16 protein-coding genes are annotated in these 14,659 nt (G+C 67.2%); 9 read left to right on the forward strand and 7 right to left on the reverse strand.

Annotated elements, in window-relative coordinates; all coding sequences use genetic code 11:
• The first annotated feature begins 78 nt into the window (after nucleotides 1-78).
• Nucleotides 79-744: an NUDIX domain-containing protein gene (locus AB0I81_RS10410; protein ID WP_360653257.1), complete on the forward strand. Its 666-nt coding sequence runs from the start codon at nucleotides 79-81 to the stop codon at nucleotides 742-744.
• A gap of 608 nt (nucleotides 745-1,352) precedes the next feature.
• On the opposite strand, the gene AB0I81_RS10415 is transcribed toward AB0I81_RS10410, so the two are convergent.
• Both AB0I81_RS10415 and AB0I81_RS10420 read right to left on the reverse strand, forming a co-directional pair.
• Nucleotides 1,353-2,015: a hypothetical protein gene (locus AB0I81_RS10415; protein WP_360653260.1), complete on the reverse strand. Its 663-nt coding sequence runs from the start codon at nucleotides 2,013-2,015 to the stop codon at nucleotides 1,353-1,355.
• A 312-nt stretch (nucleotides 2,016-2,327) separates the two neighbouring features.
• Nucleotides 2,328-3,521: a helix-turn-helix transcriptional regulator gene (locus AB0I81_RS10420; protein ID WP_360653262.1), complete on the reverse strand. Its 1,194-nt coding sequence runs from the start codon at nucleotides 3,519-3,521 to the stop codon at nucleotides 2,328-2,330.
• A 49-nt stretch (nucleotides 3,522-3,570) separates the two neighbouring features.
• Between AB0I81_RS10420 and AB0I81_RS10425 the strand changes: the two genes are divergently transcribed.
• From AB0I81_RS10425 to AB0I81_RS10435, 3 genes are all read left to right on the forward strand, one after another.
• Nucleotides 3,571-3,837 (forward strand): hypothetical protein, encoded by a 267-nt coding sequence (locus AB0I81_RS10425; RefSeq protein ID WP_360653265.1) that lies wholly within the window; start codon nucleotides 3,571-3,573, stop codon nucleotides 3,835-3,837.
• On the forward strand, nucleotides 3,834-4,541 hold the full coding sequence (locus AB0I81_RS10430; RefSeq protein ID WP_360653268.1) for a deoxynucleoside kinase: 708 nt from the start codon (nucleotides 3,834-3,836) through the stop codon (nucleotides 4,539-4,541). The genes AB0I81_RS10425 and AB0I81_RS10430 overlap by 4 nt, the downstream gene beginning before the upstream one ends.
• A gap of 132 nt (nucleotides 4,542-4,673) precedes the next feature.
• Nucleotides 4,674-5,120: an NUDIX domain-containing protein gene (locus AB0I81_RS10435; RefSeq protein ID WP_360653271.1), complete on the forward strand. Its 447-nt coding sequence runs from the start codon at nucleotides 4,674-4,676 to the stop codon at nucleotides 5,118-5,120.
• A 330-nt stretch (nucleotides 5,121-5,450) separates the two neighbouring features.
• Here AB0I81_RS10435 and AB0I81_RS10440 read toward each other — a convergent pair whose 3' ends face one another.
• Both AB0I81_RS10440 and AB0I81_RS10445 read right to left on the reverse strand, forming a co-directional pair.
• A complete protein-coding gene (locus AB0I81_RS10440) occupies nucleotides 5,451-6,710 on the reverse strand; it encodes an ATP-binding protein (protein WP_360653274.1) in 1,260 nt (419 codons plus the stop codon).
• Nucleotides 6,711-7,475: 765 nt separating this feature from the next.
• Nucleotides 7,476-7,682 carry a PASTA domain-containing protein gene (locus AB0I81_RS10445; RefSeq protein WP_360653906.1) on the reverse strand — a complete coding sequence of 69 codons (207 nt, stop codon included), beginning with the start codon at nucleotides 7,680-7,682 and terminating at the stop codon, nucleotides 7,476-7,478.
• Between AB0I81_RS10445 and AB0I81_RS10450 the strand changes: the two genes are divergently transcribed.
• Together AB0I81_RS10450 and AB0I81_RS10455 are read left to right on the forward strand one after the other, a co-directional pair.
• On the forward strand, nucleotides 7,606-7,770 hold the full coding sequence (locus tag AB0I81_RS10450; RefSeq protein ID WP_360653939.1) for a hypothetical protein: 165 nt from the start codon (nucleotides 7,606-7,608) through the stop codon (nucleotides 7,768-7,770). The genes AB0I81_RS10445 and AB0I81_RS10450 overlap by 77 nt on opposite strands.
• A gap of 458 nt (nucleotides 7,771-8,228) precedes the next feature.
• The gene (locus tag AB0I81_RS10455) at nucleotides 8,229-9,365 is read left to right on the forward strand and encodes a hypothetical protein (protein WP_360653277.1); all 1,137 of its coding nucleotides are present in this window, start codon (nucleotides 8,229-8,231) and stop codon (nucleotides 9,363-9,365) included.
• A 272-nt stretch (nucleotides 9,366-9,637) separates the two neighbouring features.
• On the opposite strand, the gene AB0I81_RS10460 is transcribed toward AB0I81_RS10455, so the two are convergent.
• The 3 genes from AB0I81_RS10460 to AB0I81_RS10470 all read right to left on the reverse strand — a co-directional run bounded on the left by AB0I81_RS10460 (nucleotide 9,638) and on the right by AB0I81_RS10470 (nucleotide 11,766).
• A complete protein-coding gene (locus tag AB0I81_RS10460; protein WP_360653280.1) occupies nucleotides 9,638-10,087 on the reverse strand; it encodes a hypothetical protein in 450 nt (149 codons plus the stop codon).
• A gap of 68 nt (nucleotides 10,088-10,155) precedes the next feature.
• Nucleotides 10,156-10,734: a dihydrofolate reductase family protein gene (locus AB0I81_RS10465; RefSeq protein WP_360653283.1), complete on the reverse strand. Its 579-nt coding sequence runs from the start codon at nucleotides 10,732-10,734 to the stop codon at nucleotides 10,156-10,158.
• A gap of 216 nt (nucleotides 10,735-10,950) precedes the next feature.
• Complete coding sequence (locus tag AB0I81_RS10470) at nucleotides 10,951-11,766, reverse strand: SDR family NAD(P)-dependent oxidoreductase (RefSeq protein WP_360653286.1); 816 nt, start codon at nucleotides 11,764-11,766, stop codon at nucleotides 10,951-10,953.
• A 116-nt stretch (nucleotides 11,767-11,882) separates the two neighbouring features.
• Between AB0I81_RS10470 and AB0I81_RS10475 the strand changes: the two genes are divergently transcribed.
• The 3 genes from AB0I81_RS10475 to AB0I81_RS10485 all read left to right on the forward strand — a co-directional run bounded on the left by AB0I81_RS10475 (nucleotide 11,883) and on the right by AB0I81_RS10485 (nucleotide 14,530).
• Entirely contained in the window at nucleotides 11,883-12,485 is a 603-nt protein-coding gene (locus tag AB0I81_RS10475) for a TetR/AcrR family transcriptional regulator (RefSeq protein WP_360653289.1), read from the forward strand.
• A gap of 722 nt (nucleotides 12,486-13,207) precedes the next feature.
• Entirely contained in the window at nucleotides 13,208-14,035 is an 828-nt protein-coding gene (locus tag AB0I81_RS10480; protein WP_360653292.1) for a hypothetical protein, read from the forward strand.
• A 48-nt stretch (nucleotides 14,036-14,083) separates the two neighbouring features.
• Entirely contained in the window at nucleotides 14,084-14,530 is a 447-nt protein-coding gene (locus AB0I81_RS10485; RefSeq protein ID WP_360653295.1) for a hypothetical protein, read from the forward strand.
• Nucleotides 14,531-14,659 lie beyond the last annotated feature (129 nt).

Consider the following 14,659-nt stretch of genomic DNA (forward strand, 5'->3'; position numbering starts at 1 on the left):
CCTACGCGCGACTCCTGTGTGTGACTCCTGCACGTGATGAGTTCGCTGGCCGCCCGCCCTGCGTGTAACGTGCCCTGCATGGTCCCGAGCGTCCCGGTCAGTGTCGACCTGGTCGTGCTCACCGTACGCAACCAGGCGTTGTGCGCCCTAGTGTGGCGCCGCGACAACCCGCCGTTCCTGCGCCGCTGGTCCCTGTCCGGCGGCTTCATCCAGCTGGACGAGGACCTCCCGGCCGCCGCCCACCGCATCCTGTCAGAACGAGCGGGCCTCCCAGGCGCACCGGTCCACCTGGAACAACTCCAAACCTACGGCTACCCGGACCGCGACCCCCGCCAACGCGTCCTGAGCGTCGCCTACCTGGGCCTCGCCCCAGACCTCCCGGCCTCAGAAAAAGCCCACATGAGCTGGCAACCCATCGACGCCCTGACCGCCATGGCCTTCGACCACCGCCGCATCATGCTCGACGGAATAGAACGAGCACGCGCCAAACTGGAGTACACCCCCTTGGGAGCGGCATTCTGCCCCCCGGAGTTCACGGTGGCAGACCTCCGCCGCGTATACGAAATCGTATGGGGCAGACCCCTCGACCCCCGCAACTTCCACCGCAAGGTAACCAAGGCAGAAGGCTTCCTCCTAGAGACAGGCGGCACAACAACCCGAGACGGCGGCCGCCCAGCCAAACTCTTCCGCCGCGGCCCCGCCGAAGCCCTCCACCCCCCCATGCTCCGCAGCCTCAAGGAGTAACCCCGCCCGCAACCGGCTCCCCGCCCCCCGCCCTCCCACCCGCCCTCAAAGGACTTCGCTCCGCTCAGACGCCCTCCCTGAGGCGCTCCGCGCAAAATCGCCTTCGCTCCGCTCAGACGCCTTCATTCAAGGGGCTACCGCCCAAGCTCACCCGACCACCCAGCAGCAAGAGCTGCCCCGGATAAACACCGACCCGACCTGGACCGACGAGCCCGCTGGTCAGAACACCACGTACTGCACTCCTTAGTGGCCCCGCCTCGCGCCTCCACACCGGCGGGGCCCATAGCCCGGCGGACTGTTGACAACGCCGGGCCGTCTCGGTGGGTGGCCCCCCGTCCAGGCGGCAACGCTGACGGGGGACCACCCATGCCCCTCCGAGGGCTGCCGGGAAGGAACTGAATCAAGCTCCCCAGCGCCCCCGAAGAGGTTGTGCGTCGGCCCCATCCCGGACCCGGGACTCGCGCCTCCGGGCGAGGCTGGGTCGGGGCCTACCTCCTCGGTCCAATTGCGTGCTCGCCCGGCAAAAGCGAGGGCCCGAAAAGGGTTCGTGCGCCCGGCGCTCTGTCGCACGTCCCTTCTTCCGTACACGAGACAGAGAGCCGGGCCGATTACGGCGGTGCCGCCACGGGCCTGATCCCATGCAGTTCGACCACCTGAGCGACCGCGAAAGACCTGCTGTGCCAAGTGCGATTGGTCCAGGGGATGAAGATGTTGCGGGCGTGCGGCATCGGCCGTCCGGTGATCGGCGTCGGCTCGTACAGGTCGGCCAGCACACCCACCGACGTCACCCCGGTCGCGGTGCACACCATGACCGACTCGTCCTGCAGCATCCGGCACTCGGCCAGCGCCTTCGGCACGCACGCCCAGCAGCACGGCGGCGCGTTCGTCCGACCGGAATCAAGCCCGTTCCGCTCGAACACGCTCCTGACCAGCAGCCACGGCAACAACCCCGTCTCCAGATCCACGGCCGGGTAGCCGCACACCTGGCACAGCAGGTCGTCCATACACTTCCACTGGCGCAGCGTGTTCAGCTTCCGCATCCGCTCGCAGCCGCGCACATCCGACGCCTGGTCCCGCAGATCGAGGACACGGGCACGCAGAATGCCCAAGGCATTGCGCCGCACCCCGCCCGGGCCGACCCAGTCGTTCTCTCCCGGCGGCTGGTAAGACAACCGCGGCTGACCGACGGGGGTCTGCTCGAACCAGATCGGATCCTTGACCAACTCATTCGAGTAGGCGATCACGTACGGGACAGTGGTGTAGCCGCTCATGAAGCGCCCACCGCCGCACGATCAACCATGAACCTGGCCTCGCTCAACAGGCTCACCAGCGCTCGCCGCTCGGCAGGCCACGGCACGCGGCGAACGCACCACGCCGGCACCCGGAACGTTCGCGCGATTGGGATTCGGGGGCGGGCACGGCTGGCCGACACCCGGTCATGGGGACGGCCGGCCAGATCTTGGAGGCGCCTACGTCCTAGATGGGGCCAGGTGCTCCCATACCGGGTTCGGACCCCGTGACTGTCCATGAGCGGAACGTTAAGGCGGTCCGCCGGTCGTGATGTTTCCCCGAGGAAACCCTCGTCAGATCAAGTTCATCCGCCAAGCCAGGCCACGGATATCACGGCCTCCCACCGCCCCCAGAAGATCGGCCACAAGTTCTCGAGCGAACGGATCACTGTGCGTGCGCGGCGCATCCAACTTCTCCGCCTGCCGGAGCTCCACAGCGGCCTGCCGTGGTCGGTCGAGCAGGGCGTATGCCCGCGCCTTCTCGATCCGGAGCGAAGCCCGGCGGATCTGGCTCGGCAGTGCCTCGGGAGCCACTCGCGACGCGTGCTCAAGGGCACGTCCCGGCTCCCCTGCCTCGACAGCGAGCGCAGCACGCCAGACCCCCACGTTCGCCGGACCGAACCATTGCCAGGCGTCAAGGTGCTCGCCAGTACGGGCAGCTATCCGTTCCGCTTCCTCGGCGCAGTCGTCAGCGCCGGCATGGTCGCCCCGGATCTGGCAGCCGAGCGCGGCCGACAGGCGAAGCATGCCGTAGATCTCCTGCGCCTGGCGGTCGTCGCCGATATGGGGCTCCACCCGGTCGGCGGTCTGGCCGATGGTCCGAAATGCCCGAGCCATGTCGAGGCTGCGGCGACAGTGAGCCATGGCGAACGCGGCGGCCCCAAGCCACGGCTCCTCACCGAGGAGGCGGGCGGCGCGCTCGGCGCGGTCGGCGGCGATCCACGCGAGGTCCAGGTGGCCGTACGCCTTGAGCACATCAGAACCGGCGGCTCCGCAGGCCCAGATGAGCAGGCGTAGCGCTGTCTCACGGTCCGGCCCACTGCCCGTGGTGGCGTGCACATGGAGCTCGCCGACGAAGCCGGGGATCAGCCGGGCGAGCTCGGCGCGATCGGAGGCGCGCCAGGAAGCGAGGATACGCCCGTTCCATTCGGCCTGAAGGATCTCGACGGGCCGGAGAGGGATGTCCGGGGGGTCATCGAGGGAGGAGCTGAGCAGGATCTTGCGGAGGCGGCCGATGGGAGGCGCGGTGGTGTTGCGTTGCACGGGAGCGTCTATCAGATCAGTCGCGGACACTTCGAGCGCTTCGGCGAGCGCGATGATGTCTGATCTCTTGTCGAGCCGGATCTTGCCGTTCTCGATTTTGCTGAGCCAGCCTTTGGAGCGGCCGACCAAGCCGGCGACTGCTTCCAGAGATATGCCTCGGGCGCGGCGGGCGGCGCGGACGTTCTCACCGATCCGCCGTGCTCCGTCATCAACGGGACGGGACATGGCGTGACCTCGGGCTAGTTCCATTGGCAGTGTCCACCGTACGCGTCGAGTGCAACGTCGCGACAGGGAAAGCGACGCCCCGCCGGAATGTTCGGTGGGGGCGAGGGCCGGTGGCCAGCGCGTCGCCTGTCCCGAGAAGGAGCACTGCATCGAGGGCTTCTGGGCACTGCGCCCGGACTCAGCCGGTGCATTGAGCCCCTGCCTGCTGCGCCCGGACCTGCGCCTGGACGTCCCCCGGCACATAGCCGATCCGGCCGCGCTGCTGACGGCCGTCTCCGCGCACCTGTACGCCTTCACCGAAGGGACCCTGCCGTGACCACACGTTCCACCGCCACCGCGCCCCGGCGGCCCGCCGCCTACCAGCCTGTCCAGAAATCCAGCTCAGGGATCTTCGTGGTGCTGGAGGGCATCAGCGGATCGGGTAAGTCCACCCTCGCCGCCCACCTGGCCGAGCGACTCGGCTGCCGTACCTTCCACACCGTCCCTGCCCCGGTCTCGGACCTGCAGCCCTACATCAACAGCCACGCCCGCGCCCTGCCCCAACTGGCCTTCTACCTGGCCGGCGCACTGCACGCCGCCGACCTGGCCCGCCAGGCGCTGCACACCGGGCACGCGGTCGCCGACCGTTACGTCAACTCCGTCATCGCCAATCACGCCGCCGTCCATGGCCTGGACAACGCCACCGTCGCCGCGACCATCGCGCCGTTCACCGGCTACCTGACGCAGCCGGACATCACCGTCTACCTGCACACCGACCTGGACGAGCTGACCGCGCGGATGACCGCCAAGCCCGACCAGAGCGCAGCCGATCGGGACCTGATCGCAGACCGCGCCCTGTTGCGGCGGCTGGCCGACCACTACGACCAGATCGCAGCAGCCGATCCGACCGCCTACCACCTGCACACTGACAGCCGCACCCCGGCCAACTTGGCCGACCACCGCACCAGCCTGATGCACGCCATGACCCACGCCACGGACCAGGCCGTAAACGAGAGTCAGGCGCCACTGACCCGCGCCTGACAGCCCTGGACGGCGATCTTCGGCGGTCTCGCCGAGCACCCCCGCTGCTCCCCGCACGCTGCGATAGCTTGACCTGACCCGCAGCATCGAACTGGGGGCGTCGAGCGCATCGCCACTGCGGGGAGCACGGCCATGACCGCACCAGCCGAGACCTTCCGCCCTCACGTCGGGGTGCACCTGATCCTCATCCGCGACGGCAACGTGCTGCTGCTGCGGCGCGCGAACACCGGCTTCGCGGACGGCTCCTGGTCAGTGCCCGGCGGCTGCCTGGACGCCGGGGAGACTCTGCCCGAAGGCGCGGCCCGCGAGGCCCGCGAAGAGCTCGGCATCATCATCGACCGCGCCGACCTGACCTTCGCTCACCTGTGTCACCACGCCGACCCCGATGGCCAGATCCGTATCGGCGTCTTCTTCACCACCACCCGCTGGGCAGGAGAGCTCGTCAACGCCGAACCCGGCAAATGCGACAAGATCGACTGGTTCCCTCTCGACAGCCTGCCCGGCGACCTCGTGACCTACGTCCGCACCGGAATCGACGCCTACCGCCACGGCCACCCCTTCAGCCTCAACGGGGTGTGACGCCAACGGAACGGCCTGGCACCAGAAAGACTGAGAGCCATTTTCGTACATGCGGACGATACGGACGGCCGGCGGATACGGCTCCACCTGCACAACGAAGACCCGCCCTGAGACATCGGCGAGATATTTGGGTCGGCTGGACGAGGCCGCCGCAGAGTATGAGGCGCAACTCACCCCCGCCCTCTCGCCCACCTGCCCTCAAGGGCATTCGCTCCGATCAGACGTCTTTCGTAGGTCGTACAGATAGGCACCGGGTCCGGCGTCGACTGACGACAAGCAAGAACATGACGCCCTTGTGTTGCATGGCCTCCTGATATTCCCGCCCAGAGATCATGGAAGTTCGTGCCCCCAAAGCGCCGAGAGGGGAAGCATCTGGATTCGGTCGCCGAGAGATACGCCGTGTTCTCCTAGATGAAGCACCACACCAGCGACAAAGCGTTCACCCATGGAGTCGCGCAACCAGCGCAGATGTGTGGCGTCCTTGGCGGTAGGAGAAGCCGTGGCTTTGATCTCGATCCCGGCCACCCGGCCGTCGTAGCGTTCGAGAATGAAGTCCACCTCCCGGCCGTTGCGGTCGCGAAAGTAGTAGACCTTGAACGGCTCGGACGTCGTAGAGCGAAGTTTCGTCAGCTCGCCGAAGGCGAAGGTCTCAAGCAGGCCGCCGAGCGCGCTATTGCCCGGCGCTCGCAGCGCTTCCCTGTCGACTTGAAGCACGAAGGCGGCCAGACCGGAGTCCGTGAGGAAGGGCTTGGCGGCCTTGGCCGCTCTGGATGAGAGGTTGGTCGACCAAGCGGGCACGTTGGCGGTGAGGAAAACACCGTTGAGGTAGGCGAGGTAGTTGCGGATCGTGTCTCTGGTCAGCTCGGTGCTTCGCGCCAGGTCGGCGATCTCGGCAGTGCTGCCCGCACGTGCCGCGAGAAGGTTGAGCAGACGTGGTATCGATTCCCCGTGCTGGATGTGCGCGAACTCGCGGATGTCGCGAGATATGACCGTCCGCAAGTAGGAGTCGAACCATTCACGCTGCTCGCGTACCGACATGCTGATCACCTCGGGGTAACTGCCACCGCAGATGAGATCGAGGTAATCACTACGTTTCCAGGGGGATGATCCTGCTCGTCTCAACGCCGCGGGATCAGTGAGCAGGAGATCGCAGAAGTCGGATGGGCCAGATGTTCGCTCTGCCATCGAGAACGGCCACAGATCCAGGAACGCCGCCCGGCCCGCGAGGGATTCCGAGAGCTTGGGGACGGTCAGAAACTGTGCCGACCCGGACAAGATGAACTGCCCACGCCTTCGATCGCGATCGCTTGCCCACTTGATGCTCAGGACAAGTGGGTCTCCGGCGCGTTGCACCTCGTCGATGAGCAGCGGTCGGCCTGCATCTTCGATAAGGCTCCGCGGGTCGGAGAGTGCGGCCGTCAGTTGTACCGGATCATCCAGGGACAGGAACTCGCCGCCGTGGCGATCGCGGTAGATCTCCATCAGAGTGGTTTTGCCCGCCTGACGCGGACCGTTGACGATGACGACCCGGAAGGCTTTCATCAACTCTGCGAGGCGAAGCTCCGACAGACGCGGTACGAGATCATCCATGGCACTCCGTCGACGTCCTGACACTCCATTGGCCGCTACTCTACAGATCGCTGTAGATCAACTCGTCATTTCGCTGCCGGATGTCTCGTCACTTCGCTGTAAGACCACTCGTCATTTCGCTTCCACCCAGCCCGTCACTTCGCTCCACGGGTGCCGCCACAACGTGAGCCACCGCCTACCGCCACGGCCACCCCTTCAGCCTCGACGGGGTGTGACGGTAACGGAACGGCTCTGGAAACGCTGACAGCGCGGTGCCGCACCGTCGTTGTCACCACGCCACAAGCGGGAACGGGTTGGGGCGGCCGCGAGACGGGCACAAAGCGGTGGCTCGCCATCTCACGGCCGCTTACCGTCCAGAGATGGGGCTCCTGGGCAGCGGGTTCTGTGGGCCCATGGAGGGATAGGGCCCCACAACCGGGAAAGACCTGTGACTCCGCCATCACGGCGACGGCGTCTCCGCACTAAGCGTTGCGGCCGTGTCCTCAACGCCACCGTGAGTTGGACGCGATAGATGATCGTTCCAAGAACGTACGCTCGCATTTATGACCCGCCGTGCCGAAGCGCACGTGACCGTCGGCAGTCGCCAACAGGCCGAGCACATCGTCAACGCGGCGGTCATGGGTCTCGGACAATCTGCTCATCGAGCCGAACGCCCTGCGCTTTACCCTAACAAGCCGGCCTGAACGCGAGCAGATCGTCGTAGCCGTCAACGAGCAGTTCGTCGTGGAGTTCTATTCCTTCCCCGGCAGGCCCTGCGGTTGTGGTTCAGGGGCAGGGGCCAGAGGTGGGCTGCCGATTGATGGTGAGGCGGACAGTCGATCCAGGCAGTGCCGTGGTGCCACCCTCGGGGGACTGCCGCTGCACATAAGGCGGGCCGCAGTCGATGCTTCCCGGCGTGGTCTGGGCGACGAAGCCGGCTGCCTGGACGGCGGAAATTGCACTTCCGACCGGCCAGCCCACCACACTTGGCACAGACGCGGAGCTCAGCAGTCCGGGCGCGACGGTTGTTGCCGCATACGTGGTCGGGCTGATCGCGGCGTTCGCGGAGGTGATGGGCTGAACTGCGGCCGATCCGGCGATGAGCAGCGCGCTCGTCACGACCACGGCTGTCCGCCGTGCAGCGAGCGTCTTGCAGCGTAAGACAATCATGGAATCAGGATGAGCCGCCCGTGCAGTGCCGGGCAAGTGCCGGCGGTCAAAGGCTCCGGATGCCCGAAGTCCGGCCAGAACGCGGCAGGTAACCAGCGACGCCGCGTCAGGTGAGTGGCCCCAGCCCAGGCGGCAACGCTGACGGGGACCATCCATTGCACAGGACCCATCACAACCGCCCGTGATACGACTGCGAAGAGGACACTGGAGGCGCACCCGGATAGCCGCCCGTGTCCGCCCACCCCCATGGAGGTGCAGGCCGTGAGCAGAGTTCCTGCTTGGGCCGGTCGGCTGCGGGCTGCGCGGACCAGGCGAGGATGGTCTCAGCGGGATCTCGCTCGCCAACTGACTGCCAAGGCAGACAGAGCCATGCCCGAGCCCGAGAGCATGGTGCGCCGGATCCGCGACCACGAGAGCGGCAAGCACAGGCCTGATGACGAGTACGCCGAGTTGTACTGCCGCGTGTACGGCTTGAGCGAGCACGCCCTCTTCAATGACGGCAACGACGGCGACGAGGAGGCGGACCTCGGCGACGAGATCGACGCGATGGAACTCGCCCGCCGGGCCGCCGCGAGCGACGTCGGCAGGCAGACCCTGGAGCGGCTGGAGATCGCCGTGGACGATCTCGCGGCAGCGTACCCTCGTATGCCACCCGCCCAACTCCTCGGCCGTGTGCGACGACATCTGCAATACGTCGCCCGCCTCCTCGACGGCAGGAAGACCATGGTCGAGCATCGGCGGCTGCTCGTCGCCGGCGGATGGCTGTCACTGCTCGGCGCGACCTGCCACATCGACCTGAAGCAGTACCCGGCGGCGGGGGCAAGGCTGCGCACCGCAGCTCAGCTTGCCGAGCATGCCACGCACGCCGAGATCAGGGGCTGGTGCCTGGAGACCGAGGCGTGGCAGGCATTGACCGAGGGCGAGTACCAACACGCGATGGTGCTCTCGCAGGCCGCGCAGGACGCGGCACCGCGCGGTAGTTCGGCGTACATCCAGGCGACCGGGCAGGAGGGCCGGGCATGGGCGCGCATGGGAAAGGGCGTTGAGACCAGGGCGGCGCTCACCCGGATACAGCACATGGTCTCGCCCATGCCGATGCCGGACAGGCCAGAGCACCACTTCAAGTACGACCCGGCCAAGAGCGAGGCATACACCGCGACGACGCTCGCATGGCTCGGCGACCCGGCGGCAGTGCCGTATGCGAGGCAGGTACTGGCTCGGATGGAGTCGACCGAGGACGGTGGGCCACGCCCACGCCGGGCAGCCTCCGCGCGGCTCGACCTGGCGCTGGCCCTGCTTGCCACAGATGAGCCGGGCGAAGCTGGGCACGTCGCACTCCAAGCTGTGATGAGCGGTCTTCTGGTGCCGTCGAACTATTGGCGCGCCAAGGAGGTCATCGTGGGCGTTGAGCAGCGCCAGATCCGAGAGGCAGCCGAGTTGAGCGAGATCTACCGTGAGATGTGCGGATCGCCGGCGAAGCGAGACCTACCGGAACTCAGTGCGTGAACACGCCACCCGAACATGACGAAAAGCCCCGGCTTACCACGGTGGCGCACGACGAATTGCCGGACGGCACCACCGAGGTGGGAATCATCGAACCGGACAGTGGGTGTTGCCGGTCGTCGACCCGGCGTGGATCGCCCGTGAGGTCTATCCGGCATCGATCGCAGTCGCCTGGCATTTGCGAGCGTTGTTTGCGCCAGGCCTTTCCAAGCTTTGGCGCTGGTGGTCTCGTACGATCCATCCGGTAGGTCGGCGGATCTCTTCGCCCCGGCCGCTCACTCGGCGCCGTCGATGGACTGCCCGCCGCTGCCGTCGAACGGATTGACGAGGTCGCGGGCGATCTCAGGGTCGCTCCAGGCCAGAGCGGTGGACGTCCATGACCGGCGGGCCCGGGCATAGGGCAGGAGTTCCCCAGTGTCCGCTCCGGCGAGCAGGTGAGCGAGGAGCTCGCGGACACACTGCAGTCGCTCGTGCTCCGGAAGCCAGGTCAACCACGGGAGGTCCTCGGCCAGGGCCTCTTCCGCCAAGACTTGGTTGGAGCGAGCCACGATGGTCATGGATCGGGCCAGCGTGAGGAGGGCGGCACGGGCTGCTTGGTAGCGCTCGTCGCGTACCAGCCAGACGTTTTCGGCGTCTCGACGTTCAAGCAGCACGTCGGCGACGTCGAGCTCGGGGAAGACCTCGTTGCGGTCACGAGCCAGCGCGCTGAAAGGGGAAGTCTTCATGCGTCCAGGCTGTCCACCGAGTGCATCACTAATGCAACACTAATGTTGAAGAGCCGTAAACGCTGAGCTCAGAGGTGCAGGGTGGGCCGGTAGATGAGCTCTTGGATGTGGCCGTCGAGCGTCCGGCGCTCGATGAGTTCGAGGTCGAAGTCGGCCGCGCCATGGAAGACCGGTTCCTGCCCGGACTGACCGGTGATCACCGGGAAGAGCGTCACCTGGACGCGGTCGACCAGGCCGGCGGTCATCAGCGCGCGGTTCATCGACAGGCTGCCGTGCGAGCGCAACGGCACCTCGGACTCCTCCTTCAGCCGGGCGACAACGTCGACGGCGTCGCCGCTCGCGAGGTCCGCGTCCGGCCAGTCGAGGGGTCCTTGCAGTGTGGTCGACACCACCGTGGCGGGCAGGTTCCTCATCCGGGTGACCCAGGGGTCACGGACCTCGGACTCCTCGGTGCTGGCGGCCAGCATTCGCGCGAACGCCCGATAGGTGTTGGCTCCGAAGACCATCCGCTGCTTCTCGTTGTACAGGGCGAGGCGGTGGCCGAGGAGTTCGGGGCCTTGCTTGCCCCAGTAGCCGGTCCAGTTGCCGCCGGCGGTGCCGAACCCGTCGAGGCTGGAAAAGACGTCGAAGGTGTAGGTGGCGGTCATGATGCTCTCCTCGCGTGAGGGTGGTCGCGTGTCGGAGATACAGACCGGCGACCACGGCGAAACTCATCGCATCACTTCTCCCGCTTCGTCGCAAAGCGTCCTAGGCCCGGCGGCCACACCTCGCCGGCACTCACGTCACCGCGTACCACCTTGATGCCGGCGTCATCCCCGTTGAGGGCGGTGCCTGGCCGCCACGTCGTTCGTCCCGCGTGAGGATCATCCGGGCGCCTTGCGGCTGAGGTGTTCCCAGGCGCGGTACTTCTCCACCCGGTCCTGCAGGTCCTGCTGAACCATGTCGTACGAAGCGGCGCCCACGATGAGACGCCGGGGCGGATCCGGCAGGTCCACCAGCTCCATGATCACGGGAGCGGCGGTGGCAGGCGCGGGGCCGGCGTCATCGCCCCACATCTCGACCAGCTTGTCGCGCAGTTCCTGGTAGTGCGGGTCGGGCGTGGTCGTCGTGGTGCCCGTGGTGAACAGGCCGGTGTCGTAGCCGCCCATCTGGACGATGGTGGTCTTGACGCCGAACTGCTCCGCCTCCATGGCCGCAGCCTCCGACACCGAGTCCAGTGCCGACTTGCCGGCCGCGTACAGGCCGACCATCGGAAAGCCGCCACCGGTGCCCATGGTCGTGACCTGCAGGATGCGGCCGCCGCCCTGAGCGCGCAGGTGTGGCAGCACCGCCTGGGTGACCCAGACCGCGCCGAACAGGTTGACGTCGAAGTGGGCCCTGATCTGCTCCTCCGTCGCCTCCTCCAGCATGCCCAGGAGCATGACGCCGGCGTTGTTGACGACGATGTCGAGCCTGCCGAAGGCCGCGACCGCCCGCTGCACGCCCTCGAACACGGCCGCCCGGTCGGTGACGTCGAGCGGAAGCCGTACCAGGTCCTCGGGGTATCGCTGGGCGAGGTCGGCGAGCGGCTCGACGTTGCGAGCGGACGCGATCACCTGGTCGCCTGCGTCCAGCGCCGCTTCGGCGAACGCCCGGCCCAGTCCTCGCGACGCACCCGTGATGAACCACACTCGGGTCATTGGGGCTCCACCTCCTCTTGTTCGGTGTTCCTTGCTGCGAGACAAGACGTTACGTCTCGCCTCATACCTGTGTCAAGACGCAACGTCTCGTCTCATGGCGTGCTACCATCCAACGCATGGCCAAGCAGCCCGATCCCGCCCGCCGCAGCCAGCGCTCTCGGCAGGCCATCCTCACTGCCGCTCGCGACCTGGTCTCCGAGATGGGGTACGCCAAACTCACCATCGAGGCCATCGCCGCCCGCGCCGGCGTGGGCAAGCAGACCATCTACCGCTGGTGGCCCTCCAAGGGCGCGGTGGTCCTGGACGCCTTCCTGGCGCTCAGCGAGGAAGGGCCGGACCAGAGCATGGCGCTCCCCGACACCGGCGACCTGGAGGCCGACCTGAAACTGGTGATGCGGGCGACGGTGGCCGAGTTCGCCGACCCGGCCTTCGAGGCACCGATCCGAGCGCTCAACCTGGAGATCATCAACGACCCGGCCCTGGCCACCCAGTACCACGAGAAGCTGGCCGGCCCCGTGGACGAGGCCAAGAAGGTCCGCCTGCGCAGCGCACAACGAGCCGGCCAACTCGCCGCCGACGCCGACCTCGACCTGGCCCTGGAACTCCTGTACGCCCCCCTCTACCAGCGCTGGCTGATGCGCTCCGGCCCCCTCACCCCGCAGTACGCCGACGCCCTCGTCAACGCCTTCCTCAAAGCCATGCGCCCGGACATCCCGTAGCGCGAACTGGGCGCCCCCACCCTCAAGCAGCGGGGTCAGCGAGAAGCCAAGGTTCCCTCGATCGATCGCCCCCGGCCTCCGCTGAGGGGCCGAGCGTTGGCCTTCGCACCGAGGCCGGGTGAACGTGTCGGGCGATCAGCGGATCTGAAGAGCGTGCGCGTCTCCTCCAGCTCGTCCACTCACGCACCGAGGAGCCCGAGCTCGGCCCCGATGGTCTGCCCAGACTGTTCGGTGCCTTTCAAGCCGGCCGAAGCGACGCCTCGGAACGAGTGGAAGAAATCCTTGAGAAAGGCTGCGGTCGCGAAGCGCGACCGTAGTCGTCGCCGGCCCGGTTGAGGCAGTAACCTTCCGCGACTGCCTCAGCGGTGGCGGAGCGGATGCGATCGACGAAGTGATGACGATCGACATCTGCGACTTCTCCTTGTCCGCCTTCACCTTGCTTCCTCGGTGACTATCCAGGTCGTGTGGTAACCGCGGAAGCAGGGGCACGTTACGCGCCCCTGCTCACAGTCGGGTGGAGCTACTGGGTCGAGCCGAGTCGTACGGCGAAGGCCTGTAGGCCGGGCGCTTACGGGAATCAGATCTTGGCTGCGCACAATGGCATACATGGCGGCTTTCAGGGTGATCGCACCAGGACCAGACCATTCAGGCTGTCGGAACGCGGGCTCATGAGGGGGCGGTACGCGGCGTCGGCCGCCATTATCGCCGCGGCTGTCGCGGCTGTGCAGATCATCGTCGCGCATCGTCTCGGCATCAACAACTGGACGGCCAGAACGGGACCGTTCGACGAATACATTGACTGGGATCACGTGGTCACCCGCGCCACGTGGTATCCGGCGGTGGCCACCCTGATCGCATCCGCGATCGCCTCCCGCCTGTCCCGCCGCGCGCAGGAATCCTCGTTGTGGTTGCCGGTCGCGGCCTGGTTGGGCGCCTGCCTGAGCGCGGTGCCGCTGCTGTACGGCCTGGCGGTCACGGCGCCGGAGGAGGCGATCAACCACAGCCCTGCCGGGGTGGCCTGGGCGACGGTCACGGGCGGCGTGGTCGGACTCGTGGCGGCGATCGTGGCGCAGAAGCACCGGCAGGTCGGAATCGGCCTGCTGTCCTACGCCTTGTGGGTCTCCCTTCTGGAGTTCACCAGGCCGTTGTGGTGGGACAGACCTCCGCCCTTCGATCCCTTCCTCAGCGAGACGGTCAGCTCCGACACCGGTGCGTACGTGGTGGAAGCCATCTTCACGGAGGCCGGTGGGCTCACCGCGGGACTGGCCGGCCCGGTTCTGGTCAGCGGCATCGTCGCGGTGCTGGTCACGGCGCGGTCCGGCCGATGGGGGACCGGCGTCCTGTCGGGTACGGCAGGCCCGCTGCTGCTCTTCACCGTCTACCTCACGTTCGACGCGGGCTTGGGAGATCAGGAAAGCCGGCAGGCCGCTCTGTGGGGCATCGCCCTCCTGGGGGTGCTGATCGGGCTGGTTGCCAGCATGGTCGCGGCAACCGCCGTGCGCTGCGTCGCGAGATTGAGAGGGGCGATGCTGGTCGGTTCCGGTGCTTGACGTGTGCGGGGGCTTCCTCGAGCCGCCGGTGAGTGGGACTCTGATCACATGAAGGGTGGTCCGTTAGCGGTCCTGACGTTCGCGGTTCTGGTTGTGGTGGCTGGTCTTGTCGCCGTGCTCGCCCTGCTCGACAGCGGGACGGTCGAAGAGGCCCAGCCCATCGCGGTGGTCACCTCACCCAGCGCCTCCGCCCCCAGCGCCTCCGCCCCCAACGTCTTCAAGACCAGTGCCTGGACGCAGGGCGTCGATCCCGACCTGCCGCGCATGCTGGTGGTGGGTGTGGACATCGAGCCGGGCACGTACACCACCCAAGTCTCCCTCTCATTAACCGACTCCCATGGCGCCTGTATGTGGGCCAGGCTGAGCGGGCTGTCCGGGGCGTCCGAGGAGGTGATCGCGTCGGGTGGGGGCCGCGGCCCGCATACCGTCACCATCCTCGCCACGGACAAGGCGTTCGTGACCGGAGCGTGCCAGGAGTGGGTGGGACCCAGCTAGGTCACTTTTGGTGAGGAATCAGTGACGCTGGTGGTCCGTGCGGCCTAGTATCTGATTTGCCCGTGCCCCCGGGGACAAGGAGACGACGGTTGATCGGGTCGATCGGGGAGCCGGCGCGGTCGGCGGTCG

Source organism: Nonomuraea sp. NPDC050404, assembly GCF_040655495.1.
Taxonomy (GTDB): Bacteria; Actinomycetota; Actinomycetes; order Streptosporangiales; family Streptosporangiaceae; genus Nonomuraea.